Raw genomic sequence first — 23,246 nt, 5'->3', positions numbered from 1 at the left:
CACCCGCTCATGATGAACGGGTGTTTTTCGTACTCGTTAAGAGTTCGTGTTCGATCCTTGTGTAGGTGCAGGACCTGCATCCTGACTGGACGGCGGGATGATATCCGGCGGTGGAGTAGAGTTGTTGCCGTTATTACCTGCTGGTACAGTCCCAGGAGATTGTGTTGCATCAGTCGCAGGCGTCTGTGCTCCCTGACCTTGATCTGTCGACTGGCCTTGCCCTTCTGAGTTTACGACATCAGGTGGCGGCATTGCACCTTCATTTGCCGTACCGTCTTGATTGTCTGTTGAATTCGGCTCTTGTTCTTTCGGAGCCTCCGTTTTTTGTTTCGCTGATGTTGACGCAGCTGATTCTGTCGTTTTCTTCTTGACGCTCTTCTTATTGCTTGTCGCTACCGCTTCACCGGAACCGAGTATCGGAGAATTGTTGAGGGACGCTACGACGCTCCCGCTCAATCCCATCTCTGATTGCAAGGAATCGCGAACAGACTCGAGCTTTTCTTTTTCGAGATACGTGTATCCTCCCTGCCAATATGCCCCATTATCCAATGCGGTGACCGTAGAAGAATTAAATCCTTTGAAATCGTAGGCCAAGCCTTTGATCTGATCCTTGGAAAGATCGGTATGTATATTCTTGGCACCTACGTCCATGACGTTAAATATCTTCGTTAAGCCTTCAAGAGAAGCCGTTTTGTCCACGACAGCCTTGATGACCTCTTGTTGGCGACGGTTACGGTCGAAGTCACTGGAGTAGTACTTCGTTCCACGGTTGTCATGACGATGTCGTACATAACCAAGTGCTTGCTCACCATTCAATTTTTGAAGTCCTGGCTGGAGATTGATGTGAGTATCGTCAGTTGGATCATCGTATACCAGTTTGCGATCCACATTGACTTCCACACCACCTAATTCGTCAATGACCGCTTTGAAACCATCGAAATCAATGGCTACAAAATGCTCAATCGGAATACCCAGTACTTCATTCAACGTTTTCTTCGTTAAGGAAATACCATCTTCAGTAACCGTTTGGTTGTTGCGCTCTGCTTGCCTGCGTTCTGCTTCGCCATTGGCATAGACAGAATTGATCTTATGGTAGTCGCGATAGCCTGGGATCTTGACGCGTGTGTCCCGCGGAATCGATACCATGGTAACTTTCTTCGTCTTTGGGTTGGCAACTGCCACAATCATTACGTCTGTATTCATGGAACCAGTTTCCGGACGGGTATCAGAACCAAGCAATACAAACGACATTGGCTTATCCGAGTAGTAAACAGGATCGACATTTTGGGATACTGGCGAAGTAAATCCGCTGTTTGCAGGGCTCGTTACTTCCGTCAGAGTGTCCTCAATTTTCCAATAAATTGCTCCAGCCACACCGCCAACCAGCAGCAAGGTGATCAATGTGAAGGATACAACGAGTTTACGTATTTTTCGATTACGGCTCGGCTGTTTCTTTCGAGAAGCTGAAGCGCGTGTTTTCACAACAGTATCTGGCATATGAATCAGTCTCCTTGTTCGCGCACGCTTTTTGACAAAGTAAAGGGAGGCACGATTTTGAATTGTGCCACTCGACAATATGCACCACTTTTTTCTTCAGTTGGCAATACTCTGATTGAGGTATTGTACCATATCGTTGTCTGCATTTGTAGAAAAATGTTCCTTTAAACGAAAAGTCCCCCATCTTTTTGTCGATAAGGGGACTTTAGTTGCACATATAAATTTCGACTTATTGCAAGCCGCGTGGTGCCTGACTAAATCCTTGTACAGGACCTTCAGGTCGCTTGTTTTTGGAGCGGTGTGAATCCCCACCCTGCCGAACATGGCTCTCTTGTTTTCCATTCACATCATTCGATTTCTTTTCCATGACATACACTCCTCCTCTGTACCAACTAACGGGTAGTGTACGTCAAGCTATGTATTTTCATTCTCTGTCGAGGATCTGTCTTTCTTTTGCGGCATAGTAATCTTTTCGTGCCAAAAGGACATCGATATCGTATTGGCCATTTCCCTTTGTTCTCATCTCGGCCAAAGCAACGCCGAAAGCTGCTTGTTCTGTAAGGGACAATGCCTTGTTTTGCGCATAAATGATACCTGCGGCAAACGCATCTCCTGCGGACTCTCGAATCGGCATAGTCGGGGCAGCAAGCCATTTTTCCTCCTGTGCGGTGCACAGCCACAGCCCTGCTTCCCCACAAATGACCATGACCTGATGAATACCTTCTGCCACCAATTTTTTCGCGCATATTTCCACATCATTATAGGAATGAAGTGATTGGCCAACTAGCACTTCCAGTTCATCAATGCTCGCGACAAGTATATGAACACCTTCAAGCAACCCTTTCCATTTTTCTGCTTTTTTCACAGAAACAGGGTCCACGATGATCTTTTTGTTGAGTCTTCTGGCTTCCGCCAAAAATGCCCGCATAACCTCGACGGGAAGATTGGCATCCAGAAACAAGCCTGCGGCCTGAGGCAAGCGTTTGAGACCTTGCTGGACAATCTCCGCTGGCCACTCTTCATTTAGTTCCATATCTGCAACAGCCGTGTACAATTCACCGTCACGATCACGAATAGCCAAGTAGCGCCCAGTCGATTTCCCTGCGATTCGCAACATGCCATGAGTAGCCACTCCACTATTTGCTGTGACTTGCCTTAGCCACTCGCCATCTGCATCTTCTCCCACCAGAGCAAACAGCTGCACTTCTTCTCCTAGCCATCCCAGATTTTCCGCCACGTTTCGAGCTACGCCGCCTGCTGCTTGATGTACTTCACCCGGATTACTTGTTCCAGGCAACAGTCTGGCAGAAGTGACCCCCTGCACGTCAACATTGGCTCCTCCCACGCATAGCCAGTATTCTGTTATACCTTCCAGCATTCCAGCATTCCCCCTAGCCTTCTGCTCATGGTCTAGTCCATTGTGCTCCTCTCTTTTTCGACAACGTTTCGCCATTTACCTACTTTTTTAAAAACTTCCTGACAGATCAAATTCTTTATTTCCGACCATCATATTCCCATCATTCATGGATGACGTCCTCTAGAATCCATGCTACATTGAAAAAAAATAAAAAGTAAGTTACCTAAGAAAGGTTGGGATCGAACTGACATGAGTGCCTCATCAACACCCATTCACTCTACACCGGCAGGGACTGCGGCACCAACTGTCTATCGCATGCTATTTGCCATTAGCATTGCGCATCTATTAAACGACAGCTTACAAGCGGTCATCCCTGCATTGCTTCCTATTGTAGAGAAGAATCTGGCATTAACGTTTACACAAGTCGGAATGATTTTACTCGTCATGAATCTTACTTCATCTGTTTTGCAACCATTCGTCGGTTACTTCTCCGATCGCAAATCGATTCCTTTATTGCCACCACTGGCTTTGATCGTATCGGGATTTGGGATGCTGGCACTCGCATTCTCCGGCAGTTACTATTTCGTTCTCGCAGCAGTCGCCTGTGTTGGTATTGGCTCAGCCATTTTCCACCCAGAAGCCTCACGCTTCGCCCACTTGGCATCCGGTCCTCGCAGAGGGCTGGGACAATCCATTTTTCAAGTAGGTGGAAATGCCGGGCAAGCACTCGCCCCCTTGATGACCATCCTGGTCTTTGCGAATCTGGGACAGACAGGGGCTGCCTGGTTTCTGTTGCCCGCGCTATTAGCTAGTGGCATCTTGCTCTATGTTGCTCTCTGGTATCGTGGGCAACAGCGTTTGAAAAAGGCTACAGCGGCACCTGTCACGTATACGAATCGGAACAAGCGGCTGATTGCCCTCGGCCTCCTGATTGTCATCGTCAGTGTGCGGTCCTGGATGAATGCTGGCTACCAAAGCTTTTATCAGTTTTATTTGATGTATGTGAAAGATATGGATTATGCCAGTGCACAGCTCGTCATTTTTGGTTTTCTTTTCGCAGGAGCGATTGGGACTTTTTTTGGCGGACCGCTGTCTGATCGATTCGGAAAAAGGAACTTGCTCATCATTTCCACACTCGGTTCACTTCCACTGACATTGCTGACGCCTTACGTCTCAGGCTATTGGGCCTTTCCATTACTGGTGATCAGCGGCTTTATCATGCTTTCCAGCTTCTCCGTCACAGTCGTGTACGCGCAGGAGCTATTGCCTGGCAAAATCGGTACCGTATCCGGGCTGATCATCGGGCTTGCCTTTGGAATGGGAGGCATGGGCGCTCTCGTTTTCGGCTATCTCGCCGATCTTTACAGTCTGAGCTTTGTCATTCTGTTATGTTCGTTCCTCCCGTTGATCGGGGGCATGGGCTTTTTGCTGCCGAAAGACAAGACACTCCGCGAATGGGCTCACTAATCTATTCCAAGGAAAAGTCAAAACAAAAAACCCGAGGACACGAATCCTCGGGTTTTTCTTTATGCTAGGGGTTCTAGACTAATACACCTGTTGGTGCGCCCAGCACTTGGGCAATGACTGGTGGATACACTTCTGGCGTACCAAACAGTCTCCAAGTACCGTCCTCACCTTGACCGAACAAGCCATGGATCATCCAATCTGCTGCCAGCATAGCACCCAATTCAGCGCCAATAGACAGCTTGATTGTCTCACCATTCGCACGTTTTGCCGTACAACCAGATGAAGTGATTTCTTGCACGAGTATGGATTCTTCCGTGACATCTTTGATCGCCACTGGTTTGCTGAAAAGATTTTGAGTCGCTTCCTTTTCCAGCACACCACGCAAGCGATAGGATTCCGGCAATGTTTCCTTCAACTCGGCGAACAATGGCTGCATGACAGGATAAAGCGCGTATGGTCCTTGCTTATCCAGCCACTTGAAGAACGCCGTCAAAACAGACATCAGATTCGTTGCCAACGTTTTGGTCGTTGCGTCTGTGCGCGTGAAAATGTCGTGGACGAAGAAGTATACCAGGTCCTCTCTACGCAACTGCTCCCATGTGAAAGATGGGCCAAACGCTCCTCTGACGAATGAACGGAAGTTGTTCATGACCTCATCGTACTTTTTAACGGTTGCTTCTGACTTGCCTTCGGTCATCTCTTGCACGAAGCGATTGATGTCCGCAAGTCTGTCAGGATGCACGGTGTACACACTCTCCGGCAATCCCTCGATCAACGGACGGCGCAGCAGGTTATGCACATGCAGGCTGTCATTTGACAACGAGAGGCGAGGACGAAGAATGTCCATTCGGATAAAACGAGCCAAACCTTGTCCGATTTTATGATCCTGTTCCATTTGTTCCATCAGCTTGTGAAGTTTCCCATGCAGCTCCTCGTTTTCTGTAGCCGCAACCAAGAGCGGAGCCAAATCATCGAGCTGTTCATGGGAAGTAACCAGCCATTTTTCGGTAAAATAGGTTTGGACTGCCCACTGCAACACTTTTGGTGGCAAAGTAGGCTGACTCGTGATAAACAGAGTTCCTTTGGACAAACGAGAGCCCGTTGAAGTAAGAACGCGAATCTCCTCTTCGTTCTCAAATGCAAGCAGCAGTAAAAGCTCTGCGACTTCATCTAACTGCGATGCATACCCTTCCAGAATCAGGCTGTCATCCTGCAAAATCACTTCTGCCTGTACTTCGTATAGCTCCAACAAGGCATCCTTTAAATTCGGAAACAAATGCTCTTCCTTGCGTGTCGCATATACCCATGTCTCACGAGCAGCATCCCGTTTTTTCAGCTCGAATGCAGGATTCGACTCGATTACTTTCAGGAGCTGTTTACGATCTGGCATCGCATAGGTACGACGCAGTAGCGATTCTTGCTTCGGTGCTTCCGACTCGCTTGTCGCTCCACCAAATTGAACGATGAAGTGATACAGCTCTGTCGTATAGCTTCTCTTGCTCGTATCTGCCTTCGCAGCTTCTACTTCTGGATGCTGGCGTAACCACTCGAGCAGGCTTTCCTTGACATGTGGCTGCAAGATGATGCTGCCAGAGAAGAGCATATCACGCAGACCTAGATTCAGCAGGCGCCCTACGATCAATTGCCCAGGGACAACATTCAACGTATTGGCACGAAGCAGATAGTGCTTTTCTTCCGATATCGGTTGTTGAACCGTGATGACATCACGATCCACTTCCACGATTTCATAAACGTTCAGGTGCAATCCAGCAAATGCACGGCGAAGATCAGGCTCCATCCGACGTCCATGCTGTTTGATATAGTTCTCAAGCAGCGTGCTTCCACCTGTTTTGACGTCCAATACACACCAGTTGAAGAAATGGGCTGCCCATTCAGGACGTGCGACACTCTCTTGAGTCAAACCTACTTCTTCGGCAAAACGATTCCGCGCTTCTTGAATCGTCTCGCTGGTTACATTTGCGCCGACAAAATGGTTCAGTCTTTCGACCCAGCCAGCGTATTCTTTTTGCAGCTTTTGCTCGTGGCGGCTACGCAGCTCCGTAATGGGAGTGACAACCCCACAGCATTTTTTGTATTTTTTTCCGCTCCCACAAGGGCACAGTTCGTTTCTTCCTACCGACATAGAGGGTTTGGATCTCCTTTCCAGCCCACGCGGCATGCGCGGGGAATCATGCACAATCCCCCTATTTTACCGCATTATTCGTCATGTGTTCAAGTGTTCTCGCTTTGGTTCATGTGCGATACCCACATCCGTGTTGTTGCTTTCCCATTGAACAATAAATTGTTCCAGTCGATTCATCAACCTGACGATGCGCTGCTTCTCGCCCATGCATGCTGAAATAGCAGAGAGCTGGTTCGTGGAAAAAAGCTCTACCACTTCCTGCTCCATTTCTTGAAGGCGAATCCGATAGCCCGCGATAACCTCGCGCAGGATGGCAAATCTCTGCTCTAACCGGATCGTAGCCTCAAGTTTACTCATTGTTGTTCACTGGTCGCCAGCACCTGTTGAATGCCAAGTACGATCTGCTCATGCTTATGTTTCTCTTTCATTAGCACTTCTATAGCTTGCATATTGCTTTGTTGAAAATGAGCGACAACTTCTTGGGACATTTCTTGGTTTCTGGTCTCCAAGCGGTCGATAGCTTCTTGCATCAGTTTTTGTACTTCCTCAAGAACTTGCTGGTTGGTAATGGTAGACATAGTAGCTTCCTCCTTGGTAACTAATAGTTCATGTTGTTCTTCCACCTGATGTAAGGGATTCGCTGGTTCTTCCGATGCAATTTCTTCTGAGACGGACTCGCTGTTTCCTATCGATACAGAAGGGGCAGCAACAGCAACCTCGAGGGCCGCCTGCTCTTCCTTGGAATCTTCGCTACGAGCAATGATGTACATGGTATCACCGTCAATGCGGAAGCGGTCATCTTGCGCAGGGAGAAAAGCAGCATCTGCAGCAATTCCTACTTCCTGCTCCAGAAAATGGACTAATGTGCGAGCAGATACCTGCGTAATGCCATTGTCGCGGCAAAACGCATACACTTGGTCATTGCCCAATGTCCACTCTGCCAAAAACCACCTGCTGTCGCCTTGATATTGCACAAAGCGAGGATCGCGTTCCAATTGCAACATACGAAGAATCTGATTCCAGCCAAACTGCGTTTGACGACGCAGCTCTGCGACAATTTGCTCAAGCTTTTTTGGTGTTTGGCTATCGCGTAAATAGCGATGAGCCAAGTCGTACACTTGATGCGGCTGGTGAGTGACCTCTACGATCGCCTCTGAACTTCCAACTCGCACTGGAGACTGCTCCATGTTCAACACTTTATCCAGTATTGTCTTGCAGTCCAGATCCAAAAAAGCATTCAGCTCATTCGCTTCCATCCGGGAGCAGATCTCCGTACGTGGAAGGGAGCGCTCACCGGGCCGGAATACCTTTTTTACAATACTTGGTAGGGTATAAGTTGGCCGTTTCATTGCACTTTCTCCTTCTCGTGTTCGGCATTGTTTGCCAAATCAAATGGGAATCAAGAAGATATTCTACAAAAAGAAAAAAAATCCTACCTGACTTGAAGTGTTTATGAATTCCGATAATGATGAAAAGGAAAACCCGACACGGCTTCTACACCATGTCGGGTAATGCTTAGTCGGACGCTTTCCATTCCAGCCAGGTTTCTTCCACTGCACCCGTTGCAGCATCGATCTGCAAAGACTTGGCATCGGCCGTCGGTAAATAGGCCAGCTCTGGCAGTTTCGCTGAATGTGTACCTACCTTCGGATACCAGTATGCCAAGCGTAGATTTGCTTCTTTGACATACGCATCCTTTGCTTTCTCATCCTTGACAATACCGTCTTTACTGATGGTAGCAGGCATGGACGGCAGGTCATTTACTTGAACAAGGACTACGTTACCCTTCTTTGCGTCCACTTCCATGTAAAACAGTGGTCTCTTCGTAGGGATACCGTCAATCTCAGGATGAAAAGCAAAGCTACTGATCGGCCGCACCAAATTTTGATCCGCCCAACCCGGCAGATTTTCTATAAGACTCGTCTCCTTTACGGAGAAAGCTTGTTCTTTGGACAATAAGTATTTCTCCACAAATTGTACTGCGATGTCTTTTGCCTCATCATGCGTGAGCGGCTTCTCAAGCTCCTTTTCTACGGAACTGTCCAGCTTGAATTCAATGGGTGATTTTGTTTTACGGTCGAGAGTAATCCACGCACTTTGATACGAGCTCGCATTCCATTCATGACGATCGATGTCACTGTTTTTATACTTTTTGTCTTCTTTTACATTTTTGTACGTGCGCTGATTCAGCTTCAGTCCAAAATCCTTCTCGAGCATCTGCTCCATTTTTTTCGTATCTCGCCAGATGCCCATGTCTGCTGTTCCTTTGATTTTCATCGTCTCATTCGTTGTTTTATACACAGACGGAACTTCTTCACCAGACAGAGCATCTATCGTTGGCAATTGGTCGGGCACGTAAACAAGCTTGCCCGCTGACTCATCGTAGACCAGTTCCATGGATACCTTGTCTTGCCACTCCTTCGTTGCCTTTTCGAGTGGTACAGCTTTGCTTGGGTCCGCTACTTCTGCTGGGGTAGGAAGCTTTACCTTATCTTGCTGAAAAACGACAACCTGGCCCTTTGCATCAACCATGACCCGCGCTGTCTCTTTGTCCACCCACGTATTGTTCAACTGTGGGTAGACACTGACGACTGCCAGATGATCCAGCTCTGACGCACGATCGAAAGAGAGCGTCGCTTGCGGGGAAATAACATGGTTAACCGCTATGTAATTTCGAATAAAATCGACAGCCTTTTGATAGGCTTCCTTTTTATTGATTTTGGTTGTTTTGTCCCGATTCACATCATGCAGGACAAATCTGGTTATATCTCCCTCTGCATTCGTGGAGATATTGAGCGTCGTATTCGTAGTAATGATACTCTTTCGATCCGAGAGATTAATGACATACCCCGAGTTGCTTGTCCCTCCGTATGAGTCCACATGAAGGTCTTTCATGAGAGGCACATAGTCCTCTTTCAATTCTGTTAACAAGTGGACGATGTCTTCTGGCAACTGAATGGGTTCCAGACTTGATTTGCCATCATACGCATAGGAAGACAACGGATGCAGAAGTGCCACTGGTGTCGTGACCATGCTGACTGCCAACACAAACATGGCAGCTCTGTTTCGCTTTTTCACGAGAATACCTCCTATTTACAAGCCATTACTGTTAAGACGAGCTTCCTTCAAAAACGTTTCTGATTTATCTAAAAAAAGCCAACTGCTTCGTTTTGCTTAGCAGTTGGCTTTTTGTTCCATGAATTAATACCCGCGCCAGACTTTTCGTCTAAGCACGCCAGCGTACGCCCATTCCTCTTCTTCCGTCATGTCCGCTAGTGTTTGGCTCAAAGCGTTCATTTTGCTGTCGATCTGGTCCAGGTAATGGAACATGACAGCTGTTGGCGTTTTTCCAGATACAGCACTGCCCCAGCCGTTCTCTACCTCTCCATGATGACTCAAAATGCAATGCTTCAAGTGCAGAACCTCCGCGTCCCCTAAAGCAATATCTAGCTTGCGGCAAATGCCACTCACCATCTCGACTCCCATGACCAGGTGACCAATTAACTGACCTGGCGTGGTGTAATCCGGTGCGATGGGATCAGATAGCTCGTACAGTTTTCCAATATCGTGCAAAATACAAGTCGCCATCAGTACATCCCTGTCTACTTGTGGATAAAGTGGCAAGAGGCTCTGTGCCGCCGTCAACAGAGAGACAATATGCTCGAGCAAACCATGATAATAGTTGTGGTGCATACGAACACCAGCCGGATAATGGCGAAGGCGGTCCTGAATCTCCTCTGTTGCCAGCGCTTCTTGAATAATGGCCTTGAGCGTGGCACTCTGCAGGCTGTCGACTGCATGGGTAAGCTTTGTCCACAGTTCATCTACTGGAAATGGAGAGATCGGAATGAGCGACTCCATCTGAACTTCGTCTGATGCGGCAGCCGGTCTGATCCGCTGAATCACCAGTTGCTTTTTCCCACGATACACTTGGACGGCAGCGTCGATCTTCACGACAGCCTTGACGTTGATCCATTCCTTCATTTCTGCATTGACATCCCATAGCTTTGCCGTGATCGTTCCGGAGCGATCTCCCAGCTCCAAATTCAAGTATTCACTCTGGTTACTCGCTACGCCAGCTTCCTTGCTTTTAATCAGGCAAAAAGCGACAACACGCTCTCCCTCTTGATAATCCAATAAATATTTCATCTATTTGTCCCATCCTAGCTTATTTTTTTCGGAACAGGGTTTCTTCCAGCTTTTTCACTATTTTCTTGCCGACTAAATCATCCGCTGATCGAACTACCTTCGTAATGACAGCCAAGAGGTCTTCTTCGCCATTCCAATGCTCACGTACAATCGATTCATCGATGTCCACCAAAATCTTGCGCAAAGCATAAACGGCCAAAATGACGTCGTCCACAAGCCCGAATCCGCCGACTAATACCTCCGGAATAAAATCAACTGGGGTAATGAAGTAGGCAACCGCTACACCCGCTAACGCTTTTGATTGAACACCTACGCGCTTGTCCAGCATAAGGCGGGCCAAGAGAACAAACAAATCAGGTGCAAGCAATATAAAGTTGGCTACTGAATCATTGACTCCCTTGTCTCTAATGAACGCTTCGATTTTGTCACGCAATTTATCATAAAATCGCTGATGTTTTTCCGGTAATACTACAGGAACCAGTTCGGTTGGCTTCTGAACCACAGGCAGTAGATTTTCGTTGCGGTTTTCTTCACTCATTCTGATCCCTCCGTAATTGCTTTTTTACATTCTTCTTGTGTCTGAAATACGACCAGGTTGCGATCAATGCGAGCAAAGCGATAAAGAAAATCGCGAGGTTACGAGCAATCAAATCAAACAGCTCATCCCAGCGTTCTCCTAGTTGCCAGCCAAGCGTCACAAAAAGCAAGCTCCAAAACAGCCCACCCAAATAGGTATAAAGCATGAAAGTCGGAAATGGCAATCGCGTGATCCCCGCAAAATAGGCCGTAAACTGACGAACACCAGGGATGAAATAGCCTAGCGGAAGCGCCCATTTGCCGACGCGATTAAACCACTCTTCCGTTTTTTTGTAAACGGTATAGCCCATCCCTAGTCGTTTCCCATATCGTTCGAGAAAAGGGTAACCTAACGTTCTGCCGATCCAATATGCCACCGTCATCGCTGTAACGGAGCCGAGAAAGCAGACGAAAAAAGTAGGCCAAAATTGCAATTTTCCCGTTGAGACAAGAAATCCAGAAAAAACGAGCAGCGTTTCTTCAGGTAAGGGCATCCCCAAAATTCCTAGAAAGAACAATCCAAACAAGGCGCCATACCCATATTGCGTAATATAGTCACTAAAGGTTCCCATTACATCTGCCACGAATGTCACCACTTTTCCAGCAAGCTGCCCTCTTCCATTATGCCAAAAGAAAGGCGCATTCACAAACCAGAGCTCGTATGGCAACTATTAATTTTTGCCAACTTGGAGATACTCTACAGCATCAAACAAAAAACAAATCCAGCTTCACCATTCGCCTTACCCTTAGGGGATATTACAGACAAATGACTTGGGACAAACGAGGGATAGCACGGATGTGGAAAAAAACATATCGAAAGCTAAAATTCCAATATTACAAGGTGCTGAGAATGAAAGGGGCTCCAGCTTTTGTCGCCCGCGGATTTTCGCTCGGAATCTTCATCGAGTTCATTACCCTACCTACTTTTGGCCTTGCGTTTTTGTTGCTTTTCCCACTTTGCAAGCTGTTTCGCGCCAGCTTGCCCGCTGCTTTGGTTGCGTTTGTCATCGGAAAGCTCATCTTACCGCTTTTCATTCTTTTCAATTACAATATTGGATACGTGTTGATCGGCAAACCGTTACAAGGGCAATTGATCCATCACGAACCTGGGATGCAATGGCTTGTCTGGGTGAAAGAAAAAGGACTTGTCTATTTTACCGGGAGTGCCATCATGGGGCTGATTGTCGCTTTTGCGAGCTACATTCTCGTTTTAACTGGCCTTCAATTGTATCGTCGTAAGAAATTGCGGCGCTCATTTCCTGAGGAAAGCCCTACCCCTTAATCGCTCGAACGAAAAAGACCGGTCTGACAATCGAATGTCAGTCCGGTCTTTTTTGCTCGCAATGTTATGCAAAGTAGCCTTTATCGTGCAGGTGCTCCATGATTTCGGCAACAGTTTTGTCTTCTTTCAAGAGCTCCACGGTTAATTCCACTTGCTCTGGGGACAAACCGTTCGCTCCGAGGCTTTCCTTGATCAACACGTCGTTAGGGCGACGGAAGTACGTTTGCAACGTACGCTTCACACGTCCTTCCAGACTTGTTCTCAGCATCAATTCAGTTGTAGACATCTGTTCCACCTCTTTCCTAGAAAGATTTGCGTAACCCCTATTATCTTATAAAACCGTGGAATAATCAACCTTTCTGCGAAATAGCTTCCTTGTATAGTTGATCCCGGTTTTGGTCATGGGAAGAACGGAGATGTTCATCGATCGATACACCATCAAACGTCAGTTGGGAAAACTGCTCTCTGAGTACGTCTTCCTCTACGTTATTGGCGATAGCCTCGAACACAACTGCACGTGCATCCAACAAATACTGGCGATCCCGTTCAATCCGATGCAGGATTTCCTCGCGTCCTTTTGCAGGTACTCCGTGGCCAGGAATAACTTCTTCCACTTCTCCTTGTAAGACCAACTGCTCGATTTTTTCCAGACTCTCCAAATAGGCACTACTATCATCAATAAACGGGAACTCCAAATTGGATAGCATGTCACCGACAACCAGCAGCTTCTGCTCCCGGAACAAGGTCGCCATCTGATCGGGTGTATGTCCTGGTACAGGCAAGAAATAGACTTCCTGCCAATCCTGTGCATCCTCTACTAATTTCGCAAATGTCGGCATTCCTACTTCATACGATCTGACCACGTAATACGACCCGTCAAACCGTTTCGCCTTGTTCAGCTTCTTCTCGATCCGTCCAGCGGTGAGGATTTCTTTTTGTGCAATGACTGTGGCATCCGGAAATTTGCCAACTCCGACTACATGATCCCAATCTCCGTGAGTCAGGACGAGAATAAGCTCCCTGCCATTCCTCTCACTCTGCACATAATCAGCAATCGCCTCTATCTCATGGGGAAAATAGGCCGGATCAAACAAGTAGAGACGTTGTTCGGTTGATACAACTGCACTGGTCGTTTGCCACAGACAACTTGTAAACAGCTTGTAGGATTGTGCCATATCTATATGCCTGGCATGGTGTTGCGCTTATGCTCAGAGATTCGATGCAGGTAATCAATACGTTCTTTGGCTTCTGGTCGAGTTTCCCCTGTAATCAGCAAACGATCCAGATCCTCATAGGTGAAGCCCATCTCTTGTTCATCCGTCTGCCCTTCCCACAAATCGGCAGAAGGTGGCTTCGTAATGATCTCTCCAGGCACCCCGAGCTCAGCTGCGAGTATTCGCATCTCATGCTTCGTCAGGCTTGCTACTGGATTAAAGTCGGCAAGACCGTCTCCGCCTTTTGTCATATAACCAACATGAATCTCGCTGCGGTTGCACGTATCCGCTACCAAGTATCCTTTTTGGTTAGCGATGGCGTACAACACTGTCATGCGCAAACGAGCCTTTGTATTTCCCTTTGTTTTATCATCAAGCCCAAGTACACTTTCGATAGCAGGAACCAAAGCGTCGTAGGCAGGCCCTACATCTACCTTGTGCAAATGAAAGCCAATCGCTTCAGCTAGTCGTTTGGAATCTGTTTCATGAACGGTTTGCGAGTAAGCAGGCAACCAAACGCCAATAACACGTTCAGAGCCTAATGCACGAACACACAGCGCTGCCGTAACCGCACTGTCAATCCCACCAGAAATACCGACGACTGCACCGCCGAGGCCATTTCCGTCAATTTGCTCAAGAATAAAGGCAATACGTTTTTCCACGTCTTCTTTTACATGAATCTGGTAGTTCGCCAGATGTTCTTGAAACTTGTCCACGCTACCTACCCCCAGGGTTGAGTATTTCTCCCTCATCCTACCATGCCGTTTTCGGTGTGGCAATTGGCACAGAACGGGACTACACTATATACTATAGAGAGTTCTTGACTAACGAGGAGAAGGAGAGAGTCGATGATTATCCTCAAGACACCTGAAGAAATTGAACTCATGCATGCAGCAGGCAAGACTTTGGCTGCTTGTCATCGTGAGATTGCCAAGATGATTCGTCCAGGCATTTCTACCTGGGAGATTGATCAATTCGTAGAAGAATTTTTGGCTAAAAATGGCGCGACCCCTGAGCAAAAAGGGTTTCATGGATATCCATATGCCACATGCGGTTCAGTAAATGATGTCATCTGCCATGGCTTCCCGAAAAAAGAGCCTCTGCGTGATGGCGATATCGTAACAATCGACATGGTTGTTCGCAAAAATGGTTGGCTGGCAGACTCCGCTTGGTCTTATGAAGTGGGGACAGTGTCCCCGGAAGCGAAAAGACTGCTGGAAGTCACTGAAAAATCGCTGTATCTCGGTATTGAGCAAGCTGTTGTAGGCAATCGGATCGGCGACATTTCCCACGCCATCCAAACGTATGCGCAAGCACAAGGCTATTCCGTCGTGCGCGATTTTACCGGACATGGAATCGGTCAGGAAATGCATGAGGAGCCGTTCGTTCCTCACTTTGGCCCTCCTGGCAGAGGACAACGCCTTAAAGAAGGCATGGTCATTACCATTGAGCCCATGCTGAACATCGGGACGTACCATGCGACCATCGATGAAGATGGTTGGACAGCACGTACACGCGATGGGAAGCTGTCCGCTCAATACGAGCATACTCTCGCTATTACCGCGGATGGACCTGTTATCTTAACAAAACAATAAGGATGTACGAAGAGCCCTTGCATTGTCAGGGCTCTTTCTTTTTCTCCCAATGTGCTCGGTCGCACATCCAAGCGTTGACATCCCTTCTGCCGCTCCGTATGATGCAAGTACGCTTTGTTACTACTCAGTAACAAACTTATCCGACCAGCAACTGCTAAGCACAAGGAGGGTTCCATCCCATGTCCGATACAATCTCATCTAAGCAACTACGAGATATCCCATTGTCCGTTCTCCATTTAGCACCCATTACAGAAGGCAGCAACGCTGCTGAATCGTACAAAAACAGTCTCAATTTGGCGCAGCAGGTGGAAAAATGGGGCTTTACTCGTTATTGGCTCGCCGAACACCACGCAATGCCTAGCGTAGCCAGCTCTGCCACCTCCGTTCTCATCGGTTACATTGCCGGTGGCACCAGCAATATCCGTGTAGGCTCAGGCGGCATTATGCTGCCCAATCATGCTCCACTCGTAATCGCCGAGCAATTCGGGACACTGGAGTCCCTCTATCCAGGCCGGATCGACTTAGGTCTTGGACGCGCGCCCGGGGCGGACCAACGAACATCACGTGCGCTACGCCGCGATTTGCGGATTGGTGGAGAGGATTTCCCGGAGTTATTGGAGGAGCTGCGTGAATATCTTCGTCCACGAACTAGCGAGTCGGCATCAGCCATCCGCGCTATCCCTGGTGAAGGTCTGAACATCCCGATCTGGCTACTCGGTTCCAGTGATTTCTCAGCGAGACTGGCGGGCATGCTCGGATTGCCGTTTGCTTTTGCTGGACATTTTTCGCCGAACTTCACCTTGCCTGCATTGCAGACGTATCGCCATTGTTTCCGTCCATCGGAAGTGCTGGATCAGCCATATGCCATGGTTGGGGTCAATGTGATGGCAGCCGATACCGATGAGCTCGCGAATCGACTGGCCACCTCCCATTACCAGGCATTTCTAAATCTCGTCCGCGGCGATCTCAAGCCTATCCAGCCACCTGTGGACAATATGGATGAGCTATGGAGCGAATTCGAAAAACTGTCTGTCCAAGCACAGCTGCGTTCTTCCATCATCGGCAGCCCTGCTACCGTGAAAAGCAAACTACAAGAGCTGCTCGATGCTACAGGCGCAGATGAGCTCATGATTACGACGCAAATGTACCACCATGCCGATCGTGTGCGCTCTTTTGAAATTGTCTCCGACGTCTGGAAGTCCTAAATGGGGGATGGAATATGACGGAAGCAAAACGGCCTCGCGTACCTCGGGAAAAAGCGCAAGAGATCATATTGAACGCTGCTGAAGAATTGTTTTATCAAGAAGGGATCCATGCCGTCAGTGTAGACGCCATCGTCGAGCGTGCCGGAATGAATAAAATGAGCGTCTATCGGCAGTTTTCCTCGAAAACGGACCTGATTCTCGCCTACATGACCCGAAAGCAAGACGTTTTTTGGCAAGAGTGGGAAGAGAGCATCGCCAAACATCCCAATCGGCCACGAGAGCAACTCATTCAGTTTTTTGCTGATCTGGCTGAGCGGGCAACCAACGAGCAATTTCGCGGCTGTTGTTTTATCAATGTAGCTGTCGAGTTTCCTGATCCGGTTCATCCTGTTCGCGAGTTGGTCTGCTCCCATCAGAAACGAATCCGCAACGCTTTTTTGGACCGCACGACTGCCCTTGGCACTGCGAATCCATGTGAGCTGGCCTATACACTTATCTTGTTGATGGAAGGTACTTACGCGGATAGCCAGACGTACGGAACCGACAGTGCAGCGATCCGCATGGTTCCTGCCATCGTAGAAAAAGTTTTGGACCAAGCGCTTCACAATTAAAAAAGTGGCTCCCTGCCTTCTTCGGGCAGTTGCCACTTCCTCTTTTTGTCGCTCATACAGCTGTTTTAGCGCTGGGTACTGGTCGCATACTTTTCTTGTTTCGTCGTCATCGCTTCTAATTCTTTGACGTCTTGTTCCAAGTCACAGATGTCTTCTTCAATCAGTTTTTTCAGATGTTGCTTTTCCCGCAGGATTTTGCGGGTTTGCTCCAAACGCTGATTCAAATCGAACACGCCGAGATACACTGCTTTTCCCTCCCTATGTAGGTTTTCCACCTTACATGTTATGCAGCAATCGCCAGAAGTTGCTGACCAATTTTTGTAGGGTCAAAATAGGTAAAAAAGTGAAAAGAGACTTCCCATGAGCGTAAAGCCCTGGAAGTCTCTTTATTTGCTTTAAAGTCCTTTGTATTTGCCCAATTCTTCGCGTAGGCGATACACTTCCTGTACCAAAGCACGCTTCTCCAGACGGTCAATCTCCTGATCCAAATCGTTCATACGTGCATGTCCACTATATGGGGCATCATGCATCGGGAAACCGTCAGAAGCGTATGACCACTGCGGTTCCTTTGGCATGATCATCGCCATCAGCAAGTAAAGCAAAATCGGTACTCCTGTAAAAACAGTGAGAACGACAACTCCTACACGTACCAGCGTAGAGTCAATGCGTAAGAATTGCGCAATCCCACCACAAACTCCAAATAACCGTTTATCATGAGAACGGTATAGTCGTCTTTCCATCATTGCATTCCACCCTCTCTACAGTATCCGCTTGCCTTGTATCTACAGGATACCCGATAGGCGATTCCGGTAAAATGGTCCGTAGAGGGATTTGTCCTCCGTCGCTGGACGGAGATCAATCATTTGGCAGGCGGCTCATAAATGGGGCGGGGACGATCAAACTGTTCGCCCAGAGTCGCATACGTATGGCCCGCTAATCTGCTAACGGGTGCAAACGCTGCGGCATCAATCCTTCCTGCATGATACAGCTCATCCGCTACATGTACATGCACCACTTCCCCGATAATCAAATCCGAAGTCGTCGGACTACCTAATTCCACAATCTGATGCAGCTTGCACTCAAAATGGATGCGGGATGCACGCAGTCTCGGCACCTTGACGAGAACAGATGGGGCGACTTCCAGCCCCAATGCCTCTACTTCACTGATCTCTGGCGGATAATCAGCAGAAGTCTGATTGACTGCATCCACATTGTGTACGTCCACCATATTGACCACGAATTCTCCCGTTTGCATGATGTTTCGTGCCGTATCTTTTGGGACACTACCCGGCTTGCGCATGACGGCAACCGAAACCATCATCGGTTCAATACTAGCGACATTAAAATAACTGAAAGGAGCAGCATTGACGATGCCTCCCTCCCCTAACGAAGTGACCCAAGCGATCGGCCTCGGGACGATACATCCGATCAAGAGCTTGTATTTTTCCTGCCGTTCAATCTCGTGAATGGCGATTTCCATTGCGTTTTTACACCTCTTCCTATTCCTGCGGTGGCAACCAGCTTGACATGTATGCCTCATCCTCAATTTCCAACGCTTGCTTTGTAACGTGAAGCGGGTGGAATGTGTCCAGCATGACAGCCAGCTCTTGCGTTTCTTTTTTCCCAATGCTCGCCTCTACCTTGCCTGGATGCGGCCCGTGAGGAATCCCCATTGGATGCAGAGTGATCGAACCCTCGTAAATACCTTTTCTACTCATAAAATTGCCATCTACGTAGTATAACACCTCATCACTTTCTACATTACTGTGGTAGTAAGGCGCAGGGATCGCTTGCGGATGATAATCGTACATCCGCGGAACGAACGAGCAGATGACAAAGTTTTGACCGGCAAAGGTTTGATGTACAGGTGGCGGTTGATGTATGCGTCCAGTAATCGGTTCAAAATCATGAACACTCAATGCATACGGATACAAATAACCGTCCCAGCCAACGACATCAAACGGATGGAAGTCAAAGAAGTAGCTGTAGACCACGGATTGGCGTTTGACGCGCACCTCGAAGTCTCCACTTTCCACATGTGTCACCAATTTTTCTGGCAAACGAATATCTCGTTCGCAAAACGGCGAATGTTCCAACAATTGACCATATTCGTTGCGATATCGCTTTGGTGGTACGATCTCATTTTGGGACTCAATGACGAGGAAACGACTCTGCACAGAAGGTACAATCCGGTAGGTCGTGCCGATCGGAATAACGAGGTAGTCGCCCGGCTTGTAAGTGAGTGTACCGAAAATCGTTTGCAGCTCTCCCTCTCCTTGATGGACAAAGACGACTTCATCCCCATCCGCATTGCGATAAAAGTAATCCATCGGCTCTGTTGGTGCGCATACTGCCATGACGACGTCGTTATTTCCTAGCATGTATCGACGTCCGAAAATCGGGTCCCCTCCCGGGTGAACATCAAACGTTTTAAAATGCTGATGCTTCAAATCAACCTGCTCCACATATTCCAAGCGGACGTCTGCGTATTTGCGCGTCTCCCTCACTTGAGTAGGCGGATTGTGGTGATACAGAATGGATTGAATTCCGGAAAACCCTTTGGTTCCCATCACTTGCTCGCGGTACAGTCCCCCATCCGGCTTGTAAAACGTCGTATGCCGCTTTTGTGGAACTACCCCCATTCGTTGATAAAAAGCCATACGTTCCTTCCTCCTTTTTTCATCCTTATTCACAAATCGTATTGCGAAGCACACCGAGGCGTTCCACCTCTAGCTCCACTACATCACCTGGCGCAAGCCAAGCATACTGCTCTGTCCCCAGCTCCAAAATGCAACCAGTCCCTACTGTTCCCGATCCGATAACATCTCCGGGATACAAGGAGCAATCCTCTGAGGCGCGGGCAATCATTTCAGCAAATGTATAGTGAATGTCTTTGAAGTTTCCTTTTGAATACTCCTTACCATTGATGCGTGCCACCATCCCCAGATCATAGCGGCTCCCTTTTTCGCCTGCGATACGTACATCTGCCAGCTCCTCCGGTGTAACCAGCCACGGTCCCATGGACGTTGCGAAGTCTTTGCCTTTGGCTGGCCCTAAGCCGACCTTGACCTCCTCCCGTTGTATATCCCGGGCGCTCCAGTCGTTTAAGATACAATATCCTGCGATGTGCTCTTCCGCTCGTTCAACTGGGATGTTTACGCCTGCTTTTCCAATCACGCAGGCAATTTCCAGCTCATAGTCCAGCCACTCGGTTGCTTTCGGTCTGCGAATATTCACTTGCGTCCCTGTAAAAGCTGCTGCATTCGAAAAATAAAAGACGGGAAAGTGATACCATTCGGGCACCATCGGAAGTCCGCGTTTGGCTCTCGCTGTCATCACATGGGCCTCGAAGGCGTAAAAGTCTCGAAAGCTGGCAGGACGTGGAAGTGGCGAACCTAGCTCAACCTGCTCCAAATCCCAGGCATCCTGTGCTTCGTATGCTGCTTCGAGAACGGGTAACCAGTTCGCCCACTCTTCGAGCAATCCAAGCACTGTACTCGGCGCCCCTGGGCAAGCATGTGCAATATCTTTGACTTTTCCTTCGTGCAGAAGCCCTGCTCGCCAAGCATCCCTTTCCCTTTCTCGATAGGAAACCAGCTTCATGAAACCCTCTCCTTCTCTTGGGCAAATAAGAAAACCCAGCTCACCCCCAAAGCAATTCCGGTGCATGACAAATAAAAAGGGAAACCCTCTTTGTCAAAACGATCCGAAACAGGCATCAGGCGCAAGCTGGGTCTAGTCTGCTACTGAAAAAAATCTTTGCGAGATTTTCCCCCGCAGACAGCCAGCTATTCTCTGTTGTGTTTCCAATTGTTTGTAACGAATTTCTTCTATCATATCGAAAACGCTTACAGCTTTCCAGAGGGAAATGACGAAATTTTTCGCCTAGGTCATTTCCTTGCACGGATAATCAGGAAAAAATTGTTGGGCTAGCTGCTCCATATCACTTGGCAGTGGCTCCTCCCAGCTCATCGCAAGACCGCTACGCGGATGAACAAAGGATAGCCCCCATGCATGCAAAGCTTGTCGGCCGATATGCTCTCGTTCTCCCCCGTACAGATCATCTCCGGCTAGTGGGTGCCCTTCACTGCTCATATGTACGCGAATCTGATGCGTTCGCCCCGTCTCCAGCTTTACCTCGACAAAACTCATTCCTTCCCCTCGGGCAAGCACACGATAATGGGTAACAGCTGTCTGCCCATCCGGTCTTACTTGTCTGGTGATAAACGAATTTTCCGCAAGACCAATCGGCGCATCAATCGTACCTTCGTCAGACTCCACGATCCCTTGAACGATAGCTCGATAGGTCCGCTGCAACGTCCTGATCTGCTGCATACGACTAAATTGTTCATGTGCCCATTGATTTTTCGCCACGATCATCAAACCTGATGTATCTTTATCCAAACGGTTCACCGCCCGGAACTTTCTGTGCTCGCCACGTTTTTTCCAATACGCGATCATCCCATTTGCCAAGGTTCCACTGGGATGATTTCCTGTCGGATGAACGACCAATCCCGCTGGCTTTGCGATGACCATCAAATCCTCGTCCTCGTAACGGATGGAGAGCGGCATGTCCTCTGGGGCAACGGTCTCTTCCGCCTCTTCTACAACCATGACTGCTATTTTGTCGCCGGCTTGCAATTTTTCGTTCACAAAAACGAGGACGCCATTCCGAGTAATGGAGCCTTTAAACTTGGCACGTATGAGCAAGCGGCGTGATACACCATAACGCTTTTGCAGTACTTCTCGCACAGTTTGCCCTGCATCTGCCTCATCAACCGTGAAGCTTATTAATTCTTCTAGCATGTTGTCTCTCCTTTAAGTCTTCCCTCCCCCTCAGTATAGCAAAAAACGATCATGGCTGTTTGGCCATAACCGTCTGGTATGCTGATCCGATGCTGTCCTTTACTTCGATGACAAATGCATGCCCTGCATCACCTTGCGCCCACTGACCGCGAACGTCAAACAAATACCAGCCTGGCTGTTCGGGCGCCTTCCACTGATTGCCGTTCTCTATTACTTGCTCCACTTCTTTCATGCCGTTCCATTGTGTGACCTTGAGCGTATTTGTAGTTGGCTGCTGGGCAAAAGTGATGGTCATCGTGGCCCCTGGCCTTACTTGCAGTGGGGCAGGCTTATGCTCTGCGACAAGTTCCGGTGGTGCCGCCATATCTTTGCAGATCGACTCGTTATTATAGCTCCAGCAGGAAGATGCAGGCACCGTCACAGCTGTTTTTCCGCTCCATTCAATGACTGGCTGTGGTGGTTCCGCAAGCTGCGAAGTCCCTTGCGCGGACGATCCGTTCCCACACCCTGTCAGTAACAGTGTCGCTATCAGAAATAGTTGGCCAATCCATCCTACCTTTTTCATCCAATCACCTCAAACCTATGACGCAAGAAAAAGGGATTCGTTTCATACGATTCAGCTCAAACGAAAAGTGCCCTATGATTGCCAAACACTAGTTGGGATCGAAAAAGAAGTAGAGACCTCTTTCAGATAGTCATCGAGCTGTTCTGCCGGATGATAGATCGGTTTGCCATGGCACACTTCCAAATGGCGTGGTTGCAATTGGCGGACGATCAAACTGCTTTTGAGTGCTTGCGCCATATCCGCCGTAAACATCGGCATGGGACGATGCAATCTGCCGCGTTTGGAAGTAAACAAGTCTCCCGCCAAAAGCACTCCGTCCTTTTCGTGATAATACACCACATGCCCTGGAGAATGACCAGGTGTCAGATAAGGTTGCAGTCCGCCAATTGGAGCTACATTCCCTTCGGCATCCTCTGGCAAAGACTGAGCTAGGCCAGGCTGGACGTTTACTTCCAGCTTTTTACGACGAGGATACAGCTCTTTCCCTTCCATATACGGAATCTCGATTCGATGGGCAAAGACTGGTACGGATTCTGCCGCCGCTATTTTTTTAACGGCCCCCACATGATCCGAATGACCATGCGTCAGCAAAATTCGTTTGAGTGGTCCTGCATTCAACTGCTTGATAAAAGCCATAATCCGTTTCGTCATAAATGGCATCCCCGCATCGACAAGCGTAACGCCATCATCCTCCCTGACAATCCAAACCCGCAAAGGAATCAACAACCACGCTTTGATACACCAAATGTTCGCCGAGATTTGCTCCACTCTGATCATTC

General features: G+C 48.4%; 26 protein-coding genes. 5 read left to right on the top strand and 21 right to left on the bottom strand.

Features of this window, described 5'->3' with window-relative positions:
• Positions 1-36 precede the first annotated feature (36 nt).
• The 3 genes from C7R92_RS20360 to C7R92_RS20355 all read right to left on the bottom strand — a co-directional run bounded on the left by C7R92_RS20360 (position 37) and on the right by C7R92_RS20355 (position 2,875).
• Positions 37-1,497, bottom strand: a complete 1,461-nt coding sequence (locus C7R92_RS20360; protein WP_106835437.1) for an LCP family glycopolymer transferase — start codon at positions 1,495-1,497, stop codon at positions 37-39.
• A gap of 229 nt (positions 1,498-1,726) precedes the next feature.
• Positions 1,727-1,864 carry a hypothetical protein gene (locus tag C7R92_RS32390; protein WP_007717021.1) on the bottom strand — a complete coding sequence of 46 codons (138 nt, stop codon included), beginning with the start codon at positions 1,862-1,864 and terminating at the stop codon, positions 1,727-1,729.
• Positions 1,865-1,921: 57 nt separating this feature from the next.
• Entirely contained in the window at positions 1,922-2,875 is a 954-nt protein-coding gene (locus C7R92_RS20355; RefSeq protein ID WP_106835436.1) for a carbohydrate kinase family protein, read from the bottom strand.
• Between the two features lie 228 nt (positions 2,876-3,103).
• On the opposite strand from C7R92_RS20355, the gene C7R92_RS20350 reads away from it, so the two are divergent.
• Complete coding sequence (locus tag C7R92_RS20350) at positions 3,104-4,321, top strand: MFS transporter (protein ID WP_106835435.1); 1,218 nt, start codon at positions 3,104-3,106, stop codon at positions 4,319-4,321.
• 73 nt (positions 4,322-4,394) lie between these two features.
• Here C7R92_RS20350 and C7R92_RS20345 read toward each other — a convergent pair whose 3' ends face one another.
• The 7 genes from C7R92_RS20345 to C7R92_RS20315 all read right to left on the bottom strand — a co-directional run bounded on the left by C7R92_RS20345 (position 4,395) and on the right by C7R92_RS20315 (position 11,773).
• On the bottom strand, positions 4,395-6,464 hold the full coding sequence (locus tag C7R92_RS20345) for a YecA family protein (protein WP_069851430.1): 2,070 nt from the start codon (positions 6,462-6,464) through the stop codon (positions 4,395-4,397).
• An 81-nt stretch (positions 6,465-6,545) separates the two neighbouring features.
• Positions 6,546-6,821 carry a hypothetical protein gene (locus C7R92_RS20340; protein WP_069851432.1) on the bottom strand — a complete coding sequence of 92 codons (276 nt, stop codon included), beginning with the start codon at positions 6,819-6,821 and terminating at the stop codon, positions 6,546-6,548.
• The gene (locus C7R92_RS20335; protein ID WP_106835434.1) at positions 6,818-7,813 is read right to left on the bottom strand and encodes a hypothetical protein; all 996 of its coding nucleotides are present in this window, start codon (positions 7,811-7,813) and stop codon (positions 6,818-6,820) included. The genes C7R92_RS20340 and C7R92_RS20335 overlap by 4 nt, the downstream gene beginning before the upstream one ends.
• 166 nt (positions 7,814-7,979) lie before the next feature.
• Positions 7,980-9,542, bottom strand: a complete 1,563-nt coding sequence (locus tag C7R92_RS20330) for a YcdB/YcdC domain-containing protein (protein WP_106835433.1) — start codon at positions 9,540-9,542, stop codon at positions 7,980-7,982.
• A gap of 123 nt (positions 9,543-9,665) precedes the next feature.
• Positions 9,666-10,613 (bottom strand): 3'-5' exoribonuclease YhaM family protein, encoded by a 948-nt coding sequence (locus C7R92_RS20325; RefSeq protein WP_106835432.1) that lies wholly within the window; start codon positions 10,611-10,613, stop codon positions 9,666-9,668.
• Between the two features lie 19 nt (positions 10,614-10,632).
• Positions 10,633-11,151, bottom strand: a complete 519-nt coding sequence (locus tag C7R92_RS20320; RefSeq protein WP_017250365.1) for a YkvA family protein — start codon at positions 11,149-11,151, stop codon at positions 10,633-10,635.
• The gene (locus C7R92_RS20315; RefSeq protein WP_026043233.1) at positions 11,144-11,773 is read right to left on the bottom strand and encodes a DedA family protein; all 630 of its coding nucleotides are present in this window, start codon (positions 11,771-11,773) and stop codon (positions 11,144-11,146) included. The genes C7R92_RS20320 and C7R92_RS20315 overlap by 8 nt, the downstream gene beginning before the upstream one ends.
• A 212-nt stretch (positions 11,774-11,985) precedes the next feature.
• Between C7R92_RS20315 and C7R92_RS20310 the strand changes: the two genes are divergently transcribed.
• On the top strand, positions 11,986-12,471 hold the full coding sequence (locus tag C7R92_RS20310) for a DUF2062 domain-containing protein (protein ID WP_106835431.1): 486 nt from the start codon (positions 11,986-11,988) through the stop codon (positions 12,469-12,471).
• 64 nt (positions 12,472-12,535) lie between these two features.
• On the opposite strand, the gene C7R92_RS20305 is transcribed toward C7R92_RS20310, so the two are convergent.
• The 3 genes from C7R92_RS20305 to nadE all read right to left on the bottom strand — a co-directional run bounded on the left by C7R92_RS20305 (position 12,536) and on the right by nadE (position 14,401).
• Positions 12,536-12,757, bottom strand: a complete 222-nt coding sequence (locus C7R92_RS20305; protein ID WP_106835430.1) for a hypothetical protein — start codon at positions 12,755-12,757, stop codon at positions 12,536-12,538.
• Between the two features lie 64 nt (positions 12,758-12,821).
• Positions 12,822-13,646, bottom strand: coding sequence for an MBL fold metallo-hydrolase (locus C7R92_RS20300; RefSeq protein ID WP_106835429.1), 825 nt, complete (start codon positions 13,644-13,646; stop codon positions 12,822-12,824).
• A 2-nt stretch (positions 13,647-13,648) separates the two neighbouring features.
• Positions 13,649-14,401 carry an NAD(+) synthase gene (gene nadE / locus C7R92_RS20295; RefSeq protein ID WP_106835428.1) on the bottom strand — a complete coding sequence of 251 codons (753 nt, stop codon included), beginning with the start codon at positions 14,399-14,401 and terminating at the stop codon, positions 13,649-13,651.
• Between the two features lie 132 nt (positions 14,402-14,533).
• On the opposite strand from nadE, the gene map reads away from it, so the two are divergent.
• The 3 genes from map to C7R92_RS20280 all read left to right on the top strand — a co-directional run bounded on the left by map (position 14,534) and on the right by C7R92_RS20280 (position 17,096).
• Positions 14,534-15,280, top strand: coding sequence for a type I methionyl aminopeptidase (map, locus tag C7R92_RS20290; RefSeq protein ID WP_106835427.1), 747 nt, complete (start codon positions 14,534-14,536; stop codon positions 15,278-15,280).
• A 179-nt stretch (positions 15,281-15,459) separates the two neighbouring features.
• Complete coding sequence (locus C7R92_RS20285; RefSeq protein WP_106835426.1) at positions 15,460-16,485, top strand: LLM class flavin-dependent oxidoreductase; 1,026 nt, start codon at positions 15,460-15,462, stop codon at positions 16,483-16,485.
• Positions 16,486-16,499: 14 nt separating this feature from the next.
• Positions 16,500-17,096: a TetR/AcrR family transcriptional regulator gene (locus C7R92_RS20280; protein ID WP_106835425.1), complete on the top strand. Its 597-nt coding sequence runs from the start codon at positions 16,500-16,502 to the stop codon at positions 17,094-17,096.
• A gap of 65 nt (positions 17,097-17,161) precedes the next feature.
• Here C7R92_RS20280 and C7R92_RS20275 read toward each other — a convergent pair whose 3' ends face one another.
• The 8 genes from C7R92_RS20275 to C7R92_RS20240 form a co-directional block, all read right to left on the bottom strand.
• The gene (locus C7R92_RS20275; protein WP_069851456.1) at positions 17,162-17,341 is read right to left on the bottom strand and encodes a hypothetical protein; all 180 of its coding nucleotides are present in this window, start codon (positions 17,339-17,341) and stop codon (positions 17,162-17,164) included.
• Between the two features lie 150 nt (positions 17,342-17,491).
• Positions 17,492-17,839: a PspC domain-containing protein gene (locus tag C7R92_RS20270; protein WP_017250375.1), complete on the bottom strand. Its 348-nt coding sequence runs from the start codon at positions 17,837-17,839 to the stop codon at positions 17,492-17,494.
• A 116-nt stretch (positions 17,840-17,955) separates the two neighbouring features.
• The gene (locus C7R92_RS20265) at positions 17,956-18,576 is read right to left on the bottom strand and encodes a flavin reductase family protein (RefSeq protein ID WP_106835424.1); all 621 of its coding nucleotides are present in this window, start codon (positions 18,574-18,576) and stop codon (positions 17,956-17,958) included.
• A 19-nt stretch (positions 18,577-18,595) separates the two neighbouring features.
• Positions 18,596-19,756, bottom strand: a complete 1,161-nt coding sequence (locus tag C7R92_RS20260) for a homogentisate 1,2-dioxygenase (protein ID WP_106835423.1) — start codon at positions 19,754-19,756, stop codon at positions 18,596-18,598.
• A 25-nt stretch (positions 19,757-19,781) separates the two neighbouring features.
• The gene (locus tag C7R92_RS20255; RefSeq protein ID WP_106835422.1) at positions 19,782-20,699 is read right to left on the bottom strand and encodes a fumarylacetoacetate hydrolase family protein; all 918 of its coding nucleotides are present in this window, start codon (positions 20,697-20,699) and stop codon (positions 19,782-19,784) included.
• A gap of 282 nt (positions 20,700-20,981) precedes the next feature.
• Entirely contained in the window at positions 20,982-21,902 is a 921-nt protein-coding gene (locus C7R92_RS20250) for an RluA family pseudouridine synthase (protein WP_106835421.1), read from the bottom strand.
• Between the two features lie 49 nt (positions 21,903-21,951).
• The gene (locus C7R92_RS20245) at positions 21,952-22,467 is read right to left on the bottom strand and encodes a hypothetical protein (RefSeq protein WP_017250380.1); all 516 of its coding nucleotides are present in this window, start codon (positions 22,465-22,467) and stop codon (positions 21,952-21,954) included.
• A gap of 72 nt (positions 22,468-22,539) precedes the next feature.
• The gene (locus tag C7R92_RS20240; protein ID WP_106835420.1) at positions 22,540-23,244 is read right to left on the bottom strand and encodes an MBL fold metallo-hydrolase; all 705 of its coding nucleotides are present in this window, start codon (positions 23,242-23,244) and stop codon (positions 22,540-22,542) included.
• Between the last annotated feature and the right edge of the window lie 2 nt (positions 23,245-23,246).

This window comes from Brevibacillus porteri (assembly GCF_003013475.1).
GTDB lineage: Bacteria > Bacillota > Bacilli > Brevibacillales > Brevibacillaceae > Brevibacillus > Brevibacillus porteri.
This window is presented reverse-complemented; position numbering and strand designations above follow the sequence as displayed.